Origin of the sequence: Chryseosolibacter indicum, from assembly GCF_018598585.1 — a bacterium.
GTDB classification, from domain to species: Bacteria; Bacteroidota; Bacteroidia; order Cytophagales; family Cyclobacteriaceae; genus Chryseosolibacter; species Chryseosolibacter indicus.
The window spans coordinates 1-17,471 of sequence record NZ_JAHESD010000053.1; the positions used below are offsets into that span (position 1 = coordinate 1).

The 17,471-nt window shown below is 37.8% G+C and carries 16 protein-coding genes; 14 read left to right on the top strand and 2 right to left on the bottom strand.

The genetic code is table 11. The features are described from left to right. The 13 genes from KK060_RS18650 to KK060_RS18710 all read left to right on the top strand — a co-directional run. Positions 1-1,088: O-antigen polymerase (locus KK060_RS18650; protein WP_254155290.1), on the top strand; the 1,088-nt coding region annotated here is incomplete at its 5' end. Beyond that, positions 1,078-2,163 (top strand): glycosyltransferase, encoded by a 1,086-nt coding sequence (locus KK060_RS18655; RefSeq protein ID WP_254155291.1) that lies wholly within the window; start codon positions 1,078-1,080, stop codon positions 2,161-2,163. The genes KK060_RS18650 and KK060_RS18655, both read left to right, overlap by 11 nt. Before the next feature lie 11 nt (positions 2,164-2,174). Next, positions 2,175-2,732, top strand: a complete 558-nt coding sequence (locus tag KK060_RS18660; protein WP_254155292.1) for a WcaF family extracellular polysaccharide biosynthesis acetyltransferase — start codon at positions 2,175-2,177, stop codon at positions 2,730-2,732. A 56-nt stretch (positions 2,733-2,788) separates the two neighbouring features. After that, positions 2,789-3,538 (top strand): glycosyltransferase family 2 protein, encoded by a 750-nt coding sequence (locus KK060_RS18665; protein WP_254155293.1) that lies wholly within the window; start codon positions 2,789-2,791, stop codon positions 3,536-3,538. Between the two features lie 397 nt (positions 3,539-3,935). After that, positions 3,936-4,862 (top strand): NAD-dependent epimerase/dehydratase family protein, encoded by a 927-nt coding sequence (locus tag KK060_RS18670; RefSeq protein ID WP_254155294.1) that lies wholly within the window; start codon positions 3,936-3,938, stop codon positions 4,860-4,862. Positions 4,863-4,991: 129 nt separating this feature from the next. Next, positions 4,992-5,960, top strand: a complete 969-nt coding sequence (locus tag KK060_RS18675; protein ID WP_254155295.1) for an MraY family glycosyltransferase — start codon at positions 4,992-4,994, stop codon at positions 5,958-5,960. 25 nt (positions 5,961-5,985) lie between these two features. Further along, positions 5,986-6,582 carry a sugar transferase gene (locus tag KK060_RS18680; protein WP_367397510.1) on the top strand — a complete coding sequence of 199 codons (597 nt, stop codon included), beginning with the start codon at positions 5,986-5,988 and terminating at the stop codon, positions 6,580-6,582. Then, on the top strand, positions 6,554-7,210 hold the full coding sequence (locus KK060_RS18685; RefSeq protein WP_254155297.1) for an acetyltransferase: 657 nt from the start codon (positions 6,554-6,556) through the stop codon (positions 7,208-7,210). The genes KK060_RS18680 and KK060_RS18685 overlap by 29 nt, the downstream gene beginning before the upstream one ends. A gap of 50 nt (positions 7,211-7,260) precedes the next feature. Then, positions 7,261-8,394, top strand: coding sequence for a DegT/DnrJ/EryC1/StrS family aminotransferase (locus tag KK060_RS18690; RefSeq protein ID WP_254155298.1), 1,134 nt, complete (start codon positions 7,261-7,263; stop codon positions 8,392-8,394). Next, positions 8,378-8,929, top strand: coding sequence for an exosortase family protein XrtF (xrtF, locus tag KK060_RS18695; RefSeq protein WP_254155299.1), 552 nt, complete (start codon positions 8,378-8,380; stop codon positions 8,927-8,929). The genes KK060_RS18690 and xrtF overlap by 17 nt, the downstream gene beginning before the upstream one ends. A 519-nt stretch (positions 8,930-9,448) precedes the next feature. Continuing rightward, entirely contained in the window at positions 9,449-11,980 is a 2,532-nt protein-coding gene (locus KK060_RS18700) for an Ig-like domain-containing protein (protein WP_254155300.1), read from the top strand. Further along, positions 11,977-12,213 (top strand): hypothetical protein, encoded by a 237-nt coding sequence (locus KK060_RS18705; RefSeq protein WP_254155301.1) that lies wholly within the window; start codon positions 11,977-11,979, stop codon positions 12,211-12,213. The genes KK060_RS18700 and KK060_RS18705 overlap by 4 nt, the downstream gene beginning before the upstream one ends. Before the next feature lie 64 nt (positions 12,214-12,277). After that, complete coding sequence (locus tag KK060_RS18710) at positions 12,278-14,191, top strand: polysaccharide biosynthesis protein (RefSeq protein ID WP_254155302.1); 1,914 nt, start codon at positions 12,278-12,280, stop codon at positions 14,189-14,191. A 428-nt stretch (positions 14,192-14,619) separates the two neighbouring features. Here KK060_RS18710 and KK060_RS18715 read toward each other — a convergent pair whose 3' ends face one another. Together KK060_RS18715 and sucC are read right to left on the bottom strand one after the other, a co-directional pair. Further along, positions 14,620-15,477: a DUF6089 family protein gene (locus KK060_RS18715; protein WP_254155303.1), complete on the bottom strand. Its 858-nt coding sequence runs from the start codon at positions 15,475-15,477 to the stop codon at positions 14,620-14,622. A gap of 34 nt (positions 15,478-15,511) precedes the next feature. Then, on the bottom strand, positions 15,512-16,732 hold the full coding sequence (gene sucC, locus KK060_RS18720) for an ADP-forming succinate--CoA ligase subunit beta (RefSeq protein ID WP_254155304.1): 1,221 nt from the start codon (positions 16,730-16,732) through the stop codon (positions 15,512-15,514). 69 nt (positions 16,733-16,801) lie between these two features. Here sucC and KK060_RS18725 point away from each other — a divergent pair, with 69 nt between their 5' ends. Further along, positions 16,802-17,452 carry an ABC transporter ATP-binding protein gene (locus tag KK060_RS18725; RefSeq protein ID WP_254155305.1) on the top strand — a complete coding sequence of 217 codons (651 nt, stop codon included), beginning with the start codon at positions 16,802-16,804 and terminating at the stop codon, positions 17,450-17,452. Positions 17,453-17,471: the final 19 nt, after the last annotated feature.

Sequence of the window (17,471 nt, forward strand, 5' to 3'; positions counted from 1 at the left end):
GTGCTTTGATATCGTTATTATCGATCTCAATTGGTTTTAATCTAAATAATCAATCAGGAAAAGTCGTGGAGGTATTTAATTTCTCTGATTATTTATTGAGTTATTATGGAAGAATGCTTTTTTTTATTGGGTTTGGCGCTTTTACAATTTCAACAAAAGGAAATGTAGGAAAGTTATTGAATCCCCTTGATGCAGCGGATGGCGTAGAAAAGATTACAGGTGGTTTTGCCAACTATCTTAACCTCGCGTTAAATATTATCATTCCCGGAATTGCGTTATTATTTGGGTACTACGTCCGTACTAAAAAGGGTAAGTGGTGGTTCCTCATAACTTTTACGCTTGCCTTTTGCCTATTTGTTACCCTTGGATTCAGATATAGGATTGTGTTGCTTGTTGGGTCTCTTGCGATAATTTACTATTTACTTAAACAAAAACGTCCTAATTTAATATGGTCAACAATATGTGTTTTCTTCTTTATTTCTTTCATGGGAATTATGAATTTAAGTCGGAGTTATAATAGGGGGTTAGACTTAACAAAGCTTCAAGGAAAGGATACACGCGGATATTATGAAAGCGGACTTCAGGAGGCAAAAATATTTCAAACATCGGGTGCTGTTCTAACTTTAGTTCCCGACAAACACCCTTACGTCGGCTTGCGTCCAGTAATAGCAACACTATTGTTCCCAATTCCTAGTGCAATTTATACTGAAAAGAATTCGGCCGATTATTTATTCAGTGTTTTGGATACTATCTATAGCAAAAAATATAGCAAGGGTGCGGCATTTTTAATGTATGCAGAACATTTTTTAGCACTAGGGTGGTTTGGAGTTGTTATTGGTGGCTTTGCAATTGGATGGTTCTTCAGGAAACTTTGGAATTGGTATTTAATAAATCGGTTTAATCCTCTAATTACCGTAGCCTATGCTATAACAGTAATCTATCTTTATGTAATTATTTCGCGTGGTTATTTGCCTCAAGTAACAATGCTATTCTTCTTTACAGTATTTCCTATATACCTAGTTATTAACGCCATTAAAAGGAAATTTAGAAATCATTCATTGAAAAAGATATACTATCGTGGCGCTTAAAAATATAGTCCATATTGTAAATAATGTGGATAAAGTCAATTTTGGGGTATGGAATGCTGCAATATTTGGATCGCAGTATTTACAAAATAAATACGCTATTTCCTCATTCCTGTGGATATGTACTGTTGGGAATGAAGAGAGCATAAATAAGATTAACGTACCCTCCAAATTTTTAGGGCAAGAAATGAAATCGAGTGAAGCTTTGGTGGTATTAATTAAACAAAGCTCTTTTGATATTGATTCTACATTAATAGTTACGCACGGCTGCTGGGGTATGCCTACGAAATTAGGACTACATTTGAAGCGCCTAGGTTTTAAATGGATTTACTCTCCTCATGGTATGCTGGAGCCGTGGAGTTTGAAGCAAAAATGGCTGAAGAAGTGGATATATTTCAATCTGTTTGAGAGAAAGTGGTTAGGAAAAGCAGATTGTATTCGAGCGGTAAGCAGGCGAGAGGCAGGTAATCTTAAAAAGTTATTTTCAAGCGCAATTAATGTTATAGAGAACGGTGTCGAAGTTGCTCCATTGGAAGATAAATCAACTGATGAAGAGCTTTATCTATTTATGGCAAGGCTACATCAAAAGAAAGGAATCCTTCCTTTAGCGCAAGCCTGGGATAAGATGATGCAAGGAGTACATGGAAAAAAATTAATTATTGCAGGACCTGATGAAGGAGAGCTTATTAAAATAAGACCTTATTTAAAAGGAAATGTAGAATATATTGGTCCTGTTTATGGGGACGAAAAGATTAATTTACTGAAGCGCGCACATTACTATATTTTACCCTCATACAGTGAAGGATTTCCTACAAGTGTTGTTGAAGCTATGAGCTATGGGTTAATTCCAATAATTTCAGAAGGATGTAATTTTGAAACTGTATTTAATGAGAACTTAGGCTATAAGGTGGAGCCTTCTTTAGACTCCATAAAATCTGTGCTGAAGGAGCTTAAGGATAAAAAGTTTGACAAGGGGTTGTCTTTTAGAAACTGGCAGTTCGTTTCTAATTGTAACTCAGAAGCATCTATAGCAGAAAAGCTTTTTAAGCTTTATGTAGATATTGTCGGAAGTAAATAAACAGTAACAAAATGGAGAGCGGCAAGGTTAGATTAGACCTTTACAACAACTCGTGGTATTCTCCAAAAGCGGGGAAACTTAAGCAAATACTTTGGTATTTTATTAATGTCCTTTTTTTTATCAACCCTTTCAATCCGGCGAGTTCACTTAAAGTTTTATTGCTAAAATTTTTTGGATGTAAAATAGGTAATGGTGTTACTATTAAGCCCGGAGTAAGTATTAAATACCCGTGGCTGTTAGAAATTGGGAACCATACATGGATTGGTGAGAATGTATGGATAGACAACCTTGTATTGGTCAAGATTGGAAATAACTGCTGCATTTCACAAGGAGGGATGTTATTAACCGGAAATCACAATTATAAAAGTGTAACATTTGATTTGATGATAGGAGAAATTATCCTTGAAGATGGGACATGGATAGGAGCACTAAGTTTAGTTGGACCGGGAGTTAATTGCGGAACTCATTCAGTGCTTTCTGTCAATTCAGTTGCTTCATCTAATCTGGAACCTTACACGGTTTACAGAGGAAACCCTGCAATAGCAATTAAGGCTCGCGTTATTTCTTAGTATTGTTTTATCAAATCTCTTATAGCTTCAACTCAGGTCCTGTTTAATTAATAATCATGAAAGTTTCACTTATTACAGTTTCCTATAATTCGGCAGCTACTATTGAGGATACTATAAAGTCGGTGGTGTCTCAAGATTACAAGGATATTGAGTACATCATTGTTGATGGAAAATCAAAAGATAATACAGTTAATATTATAAAGTCTTATGATTCCAATATAAGTAAGTGGATCAGTGAGCCAGATAAAGGTATCTATGATGCCATGAATAAAGGATTAAAGATGACTTCAGGCGAAGTTGTCGGAATGCTAAATTCGGATGATTATTATTTTGATAATCATATTATATCAAAAGTGGCGGATGCTTTTGAAGATCCTTCTGTAGATGCTGTATTTGGAAATCTTATCGTTGTTGATCCAGATAGACTGGATAAAATAGTTCGTCTTTACTCAGCAAAGAAATGGCACCCAGAAAAATTTGCGAAGGGTTTTATGCCGCCCCATCCTACATTCTTTGTTCGGAGAAAATACTATGAACAGTTTGGTCTATTCAAGACGGACTATAAGATTGCTTCTGACTATGAATTACTGATCCGCTTCTTGTACGTTCATAAACTTAAATACAAGTATCTTCCCTTTACCATGGTTGTCATGCGGCAAGGGGGTGTGAGTTCAAGTGGTATTAAGAGCAATATAATCTTAAACAAGGAAATTAAACGTGCGTGTCTTGAGAATGGTCTTAAGACAAACCTTCCGCTGATCTATATGAAATATTTTACGAAGGTTTTTGAGTTGGTTGGAAATTAGTCAATGGTCAGTCATTAGTCAATAGTCAATGGTCATTAGGCACTGGGTATTGGGCATTAGGTATTTAGTCAGTGGTCAACAGTCAATAGTCAGTGGTCAATAGTCATTAGCCAAAGGTCAATGGTGATTGGCATTGGGAAGTACTGATTAGGGATTGGGTATAATGCAGGCATTAGGTATTGGGCACTGGGTACTGGGCATTAGGCCGTTGGACACTTGCCACTGGGCATTAGGCATTAGGTATTTAGTCAAGGGTCAGTGGTCAATAGTGAATGGTCAGTGGTCAGTAGTCAATGGTCAGTAGATAGTAGTCAGTAGTTAAATGGGGGTGAAGGAATAGTTCGGGTAGTATGGTATTAGTAAATACCATTAATTAGTAATCTCAAATAATTGTAACTTGAAAATATTTATTACGGGGGTATCAGGTTTTGCAGGTTCGAGTCTTGTACGATACTTCAATGATGTTAAAGGTGTTTCTTTAGTTGGGCATAGTCGTGAGGTGAAAAAAGCAACGGAGAAGTTTAAAGGATACAATATCGAAATTGTCCCTGATTACTCTATTGAGGTTTTTAACAGGTTAGGTATTGATTGTATTATTCATCTCGCGGGGATAGCCCATGACCTAAGCAATACCTATGGCCCTTCTGATTATTATGAAGTAAACAATAATAGCACCAGGAGGCTATACGACGAGTTCCTTCAATCAAATGTTAAGAAGTTTATTTTTATAAGCTCTATTAAAGCAGCTGTTGATACTGCGTCAAGTCCTGTTGATGAGGGTGTAGAGCCTTCTCCTGTTTCTGATTATGGGAAGTCTAAGTTTATGGCCGAGCAATACATCCAGCAACAAAAGCTTTCCGAGAATAAAAGTTATTACATATTCAGACCCTGTATGATTCATGGCCCTGGTAATAAGGGGAATCTGAACTTACTCTATAAGTTTGTAAAGGCAAGGTTGCCTTACCCCTTTGGAGGTTTCAGAAACAAAAGGTCTTTTCTCAGTGTAGATAATTTCACTTTCATTGTTCATGAATTTACTATGGGAAATTATGCATCTGGAATTTATCATCTTGCAGATGACGGATATCTATCTACAACTGAGTTATATAAAATCATTTCTAAGACAATTGGCATAAATCCAATATCTCTAAATATTCCTCCTGCTGTTTTAAGGCAAGTATTTAATGTGATAGGCAAAAGACGGATGCTGGACAAGTTGACGGAGGATATGATGGTATCCAATGAAAAAGTTGTCAAGGCAATTGGAAAACCTTTGCCGATTGGGATTGAAGAGGGGGTGAGGAGGACAATAAATAGTTTTTGAATTAGTCGTCAGTTATCAGTTCCTGTTGCCGGTTTCGGTTGCCTGTTCCAGATACCAGTTTCCTGTTTGTCCCTTGTTTTCCCTTATTCTATTCAAGTTAATTTATTTCCAATATTCCTTTAATACTGTATGTTGCCTTATCTGATACTAGCAGTTCTTTTATTCGTAATTGAATTATTATTTTTTAAAGTAGCTGATCGTTTTAATATTATAGATAAGCCTAACCAACGCAGCTCTCATACGAAGCCAGTAATAAGAGGTGGAGGGATGATCTTCGTGGTGGCTGTTCTTATATGGTTTGTTTATAGCGGTTTTTTGTGGCCGTGGTTTGTAATTGCACTTGCTGCCATAGCCTTTATCAGCTTTGCTGATGATATTAAGTCTCAGCCCTCGCTGCTTCGCTTTATGGTGCACTTAGGTGCTGTGATAATGATGTTTTACGAGGTTGGATTATTTGTATGGCCCTGGTGGTTATTGATCCTTGTTCTAATTGTCGCAATAGGTGCTTTAAATACTTTTAATTTCATGGATGGAATTAATGGTATTACGGGAATGTATGCCCAGGTTAGTCTTTCTACTTTTCTCTTCATTGATCAGAAGATTTATGATTTTACAGAAGAGTCATTGGTGATTACGTCACTTATATCAGTTGTTGTGTTTCTTTTCTTTAATTACAGGAAGAAGGCCAAGTGTTTTGCGGGAGATGTAGGAAGTATCAGCATCGCCTTCGTGCAACTATTTCTGCTTTTGCAACTCATTTTTGAAACCGGTAACTTTCTTTGGGTAATTATGGTATTGGTTTATGGTGTTGATTCCGTTATAACAATATTGTACCGGTTAAAAAGGAAGGAGAATATTTTTAAGCCACACCGTACACATTTATATCAATATTTGTCTAACGAATTTAAAGTACCCCATCGTTTTGTATCCCTTGTATATGGATTGTTGCAGTTAATGCTTAATGTGTTTCTTATCTATTTTATCATTGGAAATAGTTTCAGTATGGTTGTTCTCATAGCGTTTTTATATGTTGTTGCTTATGTTATTATTCGCGAGTGGTTACTCAGAAAGTTAGCATTGTCTCCAACAGGCCGTTAAGGGAACACAATATAGCTGAGCACAAGTGGCCTCTTTCCATTTATACAGAAGATACGGTAAGCGATTATTCGATGTTATCCTAGCGTTTGCAGGAATGATCGTATTTTCGTGGTTGTATGTTGTGATCATTTTTGTTTATTTAATTCAAAGAGAACTCCCCATATTTTTTCTTCAAAAGAGAGTTGGACTAGGCGGTTCGTTGTTTTCTCTTATTAAGTTTCGTACACTGTCAATCGATGAAACAAGGTCTTTACAGGGAAGGAGATTTTGGTGGGGAAACTTTTTGAGAGCTACTTCCCTGGATGAGTTGCCGCAGCTATGGAATGTACTAAAAGGAGATATGTCTTTAGTTGGGCCAAGACCACTGCCAGATTATTACTTACCGTTATATTCCAGAGAACAGTTGCGTCGGCATGAAGTAAGGCCTGGCGTTACAGGTCTCGCGCAAGTAAATGGACGGAATAGATTGTCATGGAAGGAGAAATTTCGATTTGATGTTTATTACGTTGAAAACGTTTCGTTATTTCTTGACCTTCAAATCATTTTTAAGACTATTGTGCTGTTGTTATCTCTTAAAAAAGATGTTTCTTTAAATGAAGAAAGATTTACAGGTAATGAATAAAATAATAGTGTATGGAGCTGGGGGATTTGGAAGAGAAACAGCGTTAATGATCCGGCAAATTAACGTTCAAAGTATCAGGTGGAACTTAATTGGCTTTTGTGACGATGGGCTATCGGCGGGAAAGGTTGTTGATGGATTACCTGTACTCGGAGGGATTGATCATCTCAATGAGGTTCAGGAAGAGACAGCAGTTGCAATAGCCATTGCTGATCCTAAGATCAGGAAAAGCATTCGTGAAAAAATTGTTAATACTAAAATAAATTTTCCTGTTCTAGTTCATCCTTCCGTAATGTTAGGCGATGCTGAACGAAATTCGATTGGTGAAGGAACGATAATTACTGCGGGTAATATTCTCACTACCAATATTCATATCGGATCATTCGTCATTATTAACTTGGCTAATACAATTGGTCATGATGTAACAATTGACTCTTATACTTCTATTATGCCAGGTTGTTCACTTTCTGGTTTTATAGATATTGAAACGGAGGTGATGGTGGGGACAGGTGCGAGGCTTTTACCGCAGGTAAAGGTTGGGAAAGGTAGTAAAGTTGGAGCAGGTGCGGTTGTAACTAATTCTGTAAATGCAGGAACAACTGTAGTTGGCGTACCCGCGAAATCTATTTAAATAATAATGTATATGTTTATATTTTCAATGAAATAAAAAAAGATCAGTAATTGAATAAACGGATATATCTTTCACCTCCTCACGTGAGTGGGGATGAGATGGATTTTTTAAAAGATGCAATTGATTCAAACTGGATAGCTCCGGTAGGGCCACATGTTGAGGCGTTTGAACGAGAGTTGGGAGTGCTTCTGCGATTGCCTAACGTAGTTTGCGTTAGTTCGGGAACGGCAGCAATTCATTTGGGTTTATTATCCTTAGGCGTTCAAAAAGGAGATGAGGTTATTTGTTCAAGTCTCACTTTTTGCGCTTCAGCTAATCCCATTGTCTATTGTGGGGCTACACCTGTGTTTGTTGATTCTGAGGAAGATTCCTGGAATGTCGATCCTCATCTTCTCGAGGAGGCAATAGAAGACAGAATTAAAAAAAAATCGAAGAGGCCCAAGGCAATTGTTGTGGTGCACCTATACGGGATGCCGGCTAATATGAATGCAATTCTATCTATTGCAAAAAAGTATGAGATATCAGTACTGGAAGATTCTGCAGAGGCATTAGGTTCGTTATACGAAGGTAAGCCATTAGGAACATTAGGAGACGTTGGTATACTTTCATTCAATGGGAACAAAATCATTACAACATCAGGAGGAGGAGCTTTACTTTCTCCGAATAGAAATATTCTTTCACGTGCGCGCTTTTTAAGACAAGAAGCAAAAGAATCAGTACCTTATTATCAACATCGAGAAATCGGCTACAACTACAGGTTTAGCAATGTGCTTGCATCATTAGGTCGAGCACAGATTAAAGTTTTGACAGAAAGGGTAGAGAAGAGAAGAGCAATATTTGAACAATACTATGCGGAACTAACGAATTGTGAAGCTGTTTCTTTCCAACCAGAATTAGAAGGTTCATACTCCAATCGATGGCTCACTGTGATGCTGTTTAAAGGTCATGAAAAAGCAGAAACAATAAGGCTTTTACTAGAACGGATGAATATAGAAAGTAGGAGGGTATGGAAACCTATGCATCTTCAACCTATATTTAAAGAATGTGCTGCCTACCTTAATGGTGTTTCAGAGAATCTTTTTAACTACGGATTATGTGTTCCTTCAGGAACAAGTTTAACTTCCGCGGACGTTTCAATGATTGCAAACATTATTAAAGATCAACTTAATGCTAGCTCTAATTAAAGAATTTAAACCTGCCTTAGTCTTTCTGGGTAAATTCTTGGTATTCTACTTGGTTGGTAACATCCTTTACGGATTGTTTATAGAATCGTATGGTAAGCGCGCTGACCCTATTACAAAAAATGTCGCCAATCAATCTGCTGTAATTTTGAACTTTGTGGCCACTACAGTTAATACTGAAGTTAATCCAGCAGGTCCTACTGTAATGATTAAGGCAAATAATGTTGTTGTATTAAGCGTTTTTGAAGGGTGTAACGGCGTGAACGTTATCATTGTGTTTGTGGCGTTCTTGTTCGCTTTTAACAGTAAGGCAAAAAAACTTGTTTGGTTTCTACTTTTGGGCATTGCTGTTATTCACATTTTTAACCTCCTACGAATCTCACTACTGTATTATACTGCCATTTATAAAGCAAACTATTTCTATTACTTCCATAAATACTTTTTTACCGCAATCTTATATCTAGTTGTTTTTATGCTTTGGGGTATTTGGATTACTATATTAAATAATGCGCCTAAGACACAAACAAGTAAAGCATAGCCTAGTTTTAAGAATAGGTATTGGGATCGCTGCAATTTTAATTTTATCGTCAGTATATATTTTCCAGCGAATCAATGTATTTCTGTTGATTCTAAATCTCTTTTCTTTAGAGCTTTCATCGTTTCCTTCCTATACTTCATTTGTTTTCAATAAGACGTTAAGATTAGCTCTTAATGATCTGGCATGTTTTATGGTCATATGGTCAATATTTCAGGAGAGAAAGCACGTAAGGTTGGCCTGGTTCGTATTTCTCTTGGAAATTTTGGTGATTCTGCCTTTATATTTATTTATTAAATTAAGTGTAGAGGGTGACACAGAGATATCATCCCCTTTATTGTCACAGATTCACCGAATGGTTGTTAATCCTACTTTAATGCTCCTTCTTATTTTGGGAATGCTTTATCAGAAAATGGGAAAAGACAATAGGTAGGGTTACTTAAGTAGGTCTTTAAGTGATTAATAGTGGAAAACCATTAGTTACTCGATTAATAGCTATATTTGACGCCAGACTGTTAGTATATGAGGGAAAAATTACCTGTAGTATCTAGTTTACTAGTTAGCATTTTCTTGTTTGTAAATAATTTTGGTTACGCGGCTGCAATAACTTCAAGAACTACCGGAGGGCCATGGCAGTCTTCCAGTACGTGGAATGGAGGAGTTGTACCGGGACCGAATGACGATGTTACCATAGCCGGAGCAGTAACGATTAGTAATATCGTTGCCAATGCCAAAAATATAACAATTAATTCAGGAAGAACACTCACTATTTCAGGATCAGGTGTTTTACACTTCTCTTTACTTACTATTTCAGGTATTGTTAACTTTCAAAGTGCCTTGATTTCAGGAGGTAGCATCTTAAATAACGGCAGCCTAACTACAAGTGGTGGGACAATTGAATTAACTGGAAATTTTACTAATAATAACCTCTTCAATCATGGTAATGGTACGCTTACCTTCAAAGGAAGTACTACACAAACAATCGCCGGATCTTCCGACTTTTTTAATCTAAACGTTAATGCCGGAGCCCATGTAGTGATAGGAGACGGAGCTGTAGTAATGCTTTATAACATGTTAACCCTTGGTGGAACAGGGTCAAGTTTTGATGCTGATGGGTCTTCAGGAAGTGGTGAACTTATTTTAGCTTCCGTATCCGATGTGCCGCCGAGTGATGCTATGATTGCCACAATTCCTTCCGGAGCGACTTTTACAGGGAACGTGACTGTGCAGCGGTTTATGTCTGGCGAAGGTAGAATTTACCGTTACCTATCTTCACCTGTCACTAATGCTACGATTGCTGATTGGCAGGATAATTTTTCAATTACTGGAAATTTTACCGGAGCGTCAACCACTGATCCTTCAACCGGTACCAATACGGTGTGTGGTTTTAAAGTTGCGACCAAAACAGGATCGTTGTTTTATTATGATAATTCCGTTTCTCAATACATTGCCTATCCTACAACATCTTCAGCAGCACCATTAGAGCCTGGAAGAGGTTATTCGGTGTATATCAGACAATGTAATGATCCGATTATTACAGATGTACGCGGCCCTATTAATCAGGGAAGTATTGCTTTGCCTCTTCAACATAATGCATCGGTGGCTGAAAGCTGGAATCTTGTTGGCAATCCCTATCCATCAACAATACACTGGGGTTCTACTTCAGGATGGACCAAGAACAACATTGCCCAGCAAATTGCTGTAATGGATAATGGTACTGGTGTCATGCGTTATTCTGATTTGAATCTTGACGGTAATAATGTGGCTACGGGGCAGGCTTTCTGGGTTAGAACAACAGGAAATTCGCCATCATTAATCATAAATGAGACAGCTAAGTCATCTGTTACAGCCGATTTTTACAGGGAAGGAAAAAAGGATGAAATCATTTTGTCCCTGAGTAATGGAACAATCACTGATCTTACTAGTTATCGGATTAATGCAGATGCACGGGAAACTTTAGACGACTATGATGCTCCTAAAATGAATAATTACAGAGCATTTGTAGGAGAAGTTTTTGATCTGGCTACACTTACCCCTAATGGCAGTCAGGCGTTGGCAATTAACGCTGTTCCGCAAATACAATGTGGACATGTACTACAACTTGTTACAAAAGATATTGCTATCGGAAATTATACGTTAGCGTTAACAGCATTATCGGGTATAATGGAGCAGTTTAAGTGGATATTAAAAGACAAATATTTAAATAAAGAGGTGGAGTTGTCTGCTGTTAATAAATATGTGTTTACTGTTACCAATGATGCAGCTTCTTATGCTTCGGATCGTTTACAATTAACTGCTTCAGAAATTCAGGCCGAGCTTTTAAAAAGCGAATCTTTAGTTATATCCGGAGTACAATCGTCTACTCTTTGTAACGGAGGCCAGGCTGAGTTAAGGGCCGAGCCTGCAGGTGCTGAAGTTAATATCAATTGGTATGAAAGTGAAAGCTCAAAAACTGTTCTCCAAACCAGCGCGATATTTACAACACCTTTGTTACAGGAATCAAGAACATACTATGCGGCTCCGGTCAATTCGCTAGGATGCGAGGGAAAACGAGTAGCAGTTACTGCAACTGTTATATCTGTAAAACCTGTCGAGCTTATATTAGACGCAGATATGCGATTGAGATCAAATTATCCGTCTGGGAATGCCTGGTATTTTAATGGAGTTGCTGTTGAAAATTCGCAGGATCAAACCCTAGTAGCTGATAGATCGGGAGTTTATGAAGTTGAAGTTACAACGAATGGATGTTCAACAAGAGCCGCACGTGAAGTAACGGTAACCGACATAGAGCAACCAATTAACCTTACAATTAAAACATATCCTAATCCGGTCGCAGATAAGTTAACTGTGTATGTACAATCATTTGAAGAAGATGAACCCATAAGCGCATCAATTGTGTCTTCAACCGGGCAATCCATTGGCAACATAACGTTTACCCGTTCCGGTAAGGAAGTAATAGGAACGTACGATTTCTTACATGCCCTGCGGGGGATATATTTGTTGCAAGTGATAAAATCTGGCTATATTTACAACTATAAAATAATGAAACAATGATTCCGACGACTAAAGAGTTAAAAAAAAGACTAAAACTTTTTATACGGCTCTTTATCGTATTGGTTGGCGTTGCTTTTCCTTGTTTTTCTCAACCACCAGGTAATCCAGGATCGGGAGGCAATGGGGGGATAGATAATCCTGATGTTCCAATAACCGGCATTGAAATTCTTATTGGATTGGGAGGGCTTTATGGCGCTCGTAAGGTTCATGCCAATTTAAAGAAAAAACAATAGATCAGGAATTCTATTTTCGCATAAGGTTACTTAAATAACCTTTGTGTTTGTTATATACCCCTCTATGTTTCAATATTCTGTTATTAAATGGTTTTATAGCCTCAGCATATTACCTCGCTGGGTTATAATTCTTATTGATATTTTATTTCTTGCCTTCTCAACAGTACTTGCTTATCTATTGCGCTTCAATTTTGTAATTGAAGACATTATTAAAAATCACTTTTTTTCAGGGCTGATTCTTTCTATAGCTTGCGGGGCAATTTCTATTATTTTTTTAGGAAGCTATAAAGGCATTGTCCGATATACAGGTATACAGGATGGCGTAAGAATCTTCTTTACACTTATATTAAATTTAGCATTTGTATGTGTAGTAAATCTTGTCGTGTATGCTAATACAGGAGTAAACCTTATTCCTTATTCTGTTGTACTTATTTCCTATCTCGCATCATTTCTCTTTTTATTTAACTATCGCCTATTGGTAAAGTATGTATTTTCTTTTTATCGAAAAGGTGTACTGAAGAATTCGAAGGTTTTGATTTTTGGTTCTGGGCAAACGGGTCTTATAACAAAGCACGTAATCGATTCGTCTCCATTATCAAAGGTTTATGGTTTTTTAGAGGATGACGAGCGCAAAATAGGAAAAGTTATAAACGGGTCTAAAATATACAGTGCAAAGCAAGAAGACCTTGAAGAACTTTTGGTGAATTTAGGAATAGATGAATTAATTATAACCGTAAAGAATTTATCAATTTCGAGAAAGAACGAGTTGGTAGATACCTGCCTGAAGTTTCATGTAAAGATTCGTATTGTGCCACCAGTTGATCGCTGGGTGAAAGGGGAGTTGAGCCTTAATCAGATTAAGGAGATTAATATCGAAGATCTTTTAGGCAGGGATGTTATCCGACTTACGAATCCTGAGCTCAGAAAGAATATCGCTGGCAAAAACATTTGTATTACCGGGGCCGCTGGATCTATTGGTTCAGAGTTAGTGCGGCAGATTGTACAATACCATCCTTCTTCTGTTATACTTATTGATCAGGCTGAATCGCCTTTGTTTGAAATAGACAGGGAAGTACAGTCAATGGATACTGGAGTAAAGGTATACAGCTATGTAGCCGATATTACGCAGGAAGAAAGACTAGTGAAAATTTTTGGTAGTCATCAAATCCATACAATTTTTCATGCTGCAGCCTATAAGCATGTTCCTTTAATGGAGAGCAATCCCGCTGAAGCTGTACGTTGTAATATTCTAGGTACGAAAATTCTAGCAGACCTTGCTGTTCATTTCCATGTTGAAAGGTTTGTAATGATATCGACAGACAAGGCGGTTAATCCAACGAACGTGATGGGATGCTCTAAACGGATCGCGGAAATTTACGTTCAGTCGCTTAACAGACATCTTGAAGATGTAAGTATTAAGCGTACGCGGTTTATAACAACACGCTTTGGTAATGTACTCGGCTCTAATGGTTCGGTTATACCTGTCTTTAAAAAGCAAATTGAAGCAGGGGGGCCTATTACCGTAACACATCCTTCAATTACCAGGTACTTTATGACAATTCCCGAAGCATGTCAACTTGTACTGGAAGCTGGTGTTATGGGCCGGGGAGGGGAGATCTTTATCTTTGATATGGGGGAGTCTGTTAAGATTGTTGACCTGGCGAAGAAAATGATATTGCTTTCAGGCCTTGAACCCGATCGTGATATTGATATTGTATTTACAGGGTTACGAGACGGCGAAAAGCTTTACGAAGAGCTTTTAAATAATCATGAGAACACCATGCCTACTCATCATCAAAAGATCATGATTGCGCGTGTACGAGAGTATGAATATGCACGCATTAATCACCTTATCGATCTTTTTAATGATAATGAAGTGGTGGGTAATGAATTAAGAATGGTTTCGCTGATGAAGGAGATTGTGCCTGAATATAAAAGCAAGTTCTCCAGGTTTGAAGCGCTTGACACCTCTAAATAATAGCGTGAAGCATTTGGATAATTATATTTAATAATGGCTTCGCTCGTCCTTGTATCTTAATCTTTCTTTTAATATTTGTTCTTGTATAGACAAGACGTAGAACAGCCTATTCGTCTTCTAACAATTAGAGATAAGAGAACCACATAAAATAGAAAACTACAGTATAATTATACTTGCTTTTGCTACGGCTGCAATAACGTACAACTACCAGTAATCCTTCTTTGTTTCTAAGAAGGATTTTTCAATTCTGGACCAGTCACTCCCTAAATTTTGAATTATCTTTAATCCAGCTACCAAAGCTCCGTCTTCACCTTTAAAGGAAGCTTATCTGCACCATTGAGGTAAGGAGAACTAAAATAGAAAGAGGGAATTAACGTAATTAATTCCCTCTTTCTATTTATAATACTTTTGTACTTTTTATCTTACTACTACCGATGAGAAGGTCTTCTCCTCTTCACACTGTAAATTTTTCGGCCGCCATTAGAAGAGCGACTGAGAAAGGGTAGGTAATATCCTATTTTCGCAGTCAGCAACATATAGTTATCTTTTGATGAACCTCCGCGGATTGCACCTGCTCTTGCCAACGGTAAGCCTATTTCAGGTCTTCTGTCGGCTAGTTTTTGCGCAACAGGATCTGTAAAGGATGCGTTGTCAATGTATCGGCCGCTTACGTCATCAATATAATCTGTAAACAATTTTCTAAATCCTACTTCAATTCCAAAGTCAATAAATGGGCTAACCCTCGTTTTAATACCAAAACCATACGGTATTACCACAGTTAAGCGACTGTAATCAACACCTGAAGTTTTAAGTGGCTGAAGCGCATACTTTTTGCCATCGAGCTCGGCTTTTGGATTAAAATATAGTGCACCTATTCCAGCAAATCCATATGCATTGAATTTAGGTCTTTGATAGAACCTTCCCTTATGAGGGAAAAGACTAATCTGGCCTGAAAAATTGACTTCGTAGTTGTTTGAAGTAAATGAGAGGTTACGGACCATTAGTGATTCATTCCCGGTTTTAGCATCATCGCCAGATAGCGTTATCCAGGAAAATTCGCCCCGTACTGCAATTCTTGGGGCTACATTCATCATTACTCCGAGTGATAAGCTTGGTTTGGCGTCAAGCCCAGTATTGTCTTTCAGATCACCATAATAGGTGCTGCTGTTTATGCCCAAAGTAGCAATTAAACTGCGGTCTCTTCTTATTGCATAAAAACTTTGTGCACTAGCAGAGACCACAGTTACGACAGTAACCAAACAGGTAAGAAGGTACAGATTACGCATGCCAACAATATTTTTCGAAATATACGAAAAATACTTAGAAACTGCTGCCTAAAACTTCCTTAACCTTCAATGCTGCGTCTTTTAATAAGATAGCTGATTTAACCTTTAATCCTGATTGCTCGATAATCTTCGCACCTTCTTCAGCGTTCGTTCCCTGTAAACGGACAATAATTGGTACCCGGATATCGCCGATTTTCTTGTAAGCTTCAACAACGCCATTTGCAACCCTGTCACATCTTACAATACCACCAAAAATGTTAATCAATATCGCTTTTACGTTAGGATCTTTTAGGATAATCCTAAATCCGGCTTCAACTGTTTCAGCGTTTGCTCCACCTCCAACATCCAAAAAGTTAGCTGGTTCTCCACCGGAAAGTTTTATAATGTCCATTGTAGCCATCGCAAGCCCTGCTCCATTGACCATGCAACCGACGTTTCCATCAAGCTTAACATAATTGAGGCCCGCTTTTCCTGCTTCAACTTCCAAAGGATCTTCTTCTGTTATATCCCTCAGTTCAGCCAAATCCTTGTGTCTGTATAAAGCATTATCATCAAGATTTACTTTTGCATCAACAGCAAGAATTTTATTGTCTGATGTTTTTAACAACGGATTAATCTCGAACATTGATGCATCTAAACCTAGATATGCAGCATATAAAGAGTTGATAAACTTAACACCTTCCTTAAAGGCATTTCCTTCCCAACCCATAGAAAAGGCAATTTTCCTTGCCTGAAATGGCTGTAAACCTACCGTAGGGTCAATCCATTCTTTTACAATTTTATCCGGATGAGTTTCAGCAACTTCTTCGATGTTCATACCACCTTCGGTAGAAGCCATGATAACAGGACATCCTTTTGAACGATCGAGCAGAATGCTCATGTAGTATTCTTTTGGTTCAGATTCCCCTGGATAATAAACATCTTCAGCAATCAGAACTTTATTTACTTTTTTGCCTTCAGGACCAGTTTGTATGGTTACTAAAGTACCTCCTAAGATAGCCTTTACCTTTTCAGCGACTTCTCCCAGGCCTTTTGCCAACACAACTCCTCTAGAACCTGTTTCTTTTACAACACCTTTACCACGGCCTCCAGCATGTATTTGTGACTTAACAACAAACCATTTTGTTCCTGTTTCTGCCTGAAGTTCTTTTGCAGCCTGAGTCGCACTATCCGGAGTATCTGCAACAATGCCTCTTTGAATGGCAACACCGTAACGTTTAAGGATTTCCTTGCCCTGGTATTCGTGTATATTCATTGAATTTTTTGTTTTGGCGTGAAACTAGTTTATTTAATGCTTTAATTCAAGAAAATAATCAAGACAAGCATGCTGCGCGCTACAGGAATTCAAAAGAGTTACGGACAGTTAAAAGTATTAAAAGGTGTAGAATTAAGCGTAGAGCGGGGTGAAATAGTTGCTATAGTAGGAGCTTCAGGAGCGGGTAAAAGCACACTGCTGCATATCTTGGGCACACTTGATTCTCCTGACAGCGGAAAAGTTTATATCGATAATAAAGATGTCTTTTCGCAATCATCGAAGGAACTTGCTGCTTTCAGAAATAAATCGATTGGGTTTGTTTTTCAATTTCACAATCTGCTACCGGAATTTACTGCGGTCGAGAACGTCATCATTCCGGGACTAATTGGGGGAAAGGAAGAAAAAGCTGTGAAGCAAAGGGCGGCAGAGTTGCTTGAAATGCTAGGAATTGGCTTAAGGAAAGATCATAAACCTTCAGAACTTTCAGGGGGAGAACACCAGCGGGTAGCAATTTCCAGAGCGCTTATTAATGCACCAGATCTTATTTTAGCTGATGAGCCTAGTGGAAACCTCGATTCAAAAAATGCACTGGAGCTTCACAATCTTTTTTTTCAGTTAAGAAAAGAATTAAATCAAACATTTATCATAGTGACTCATAACAATGATCTTTCTGCAATGGCGGATCGGAGAGTTGAAATCAGAGATGGGCAAATGCTTTGATTGTATGGAGTACCAATAT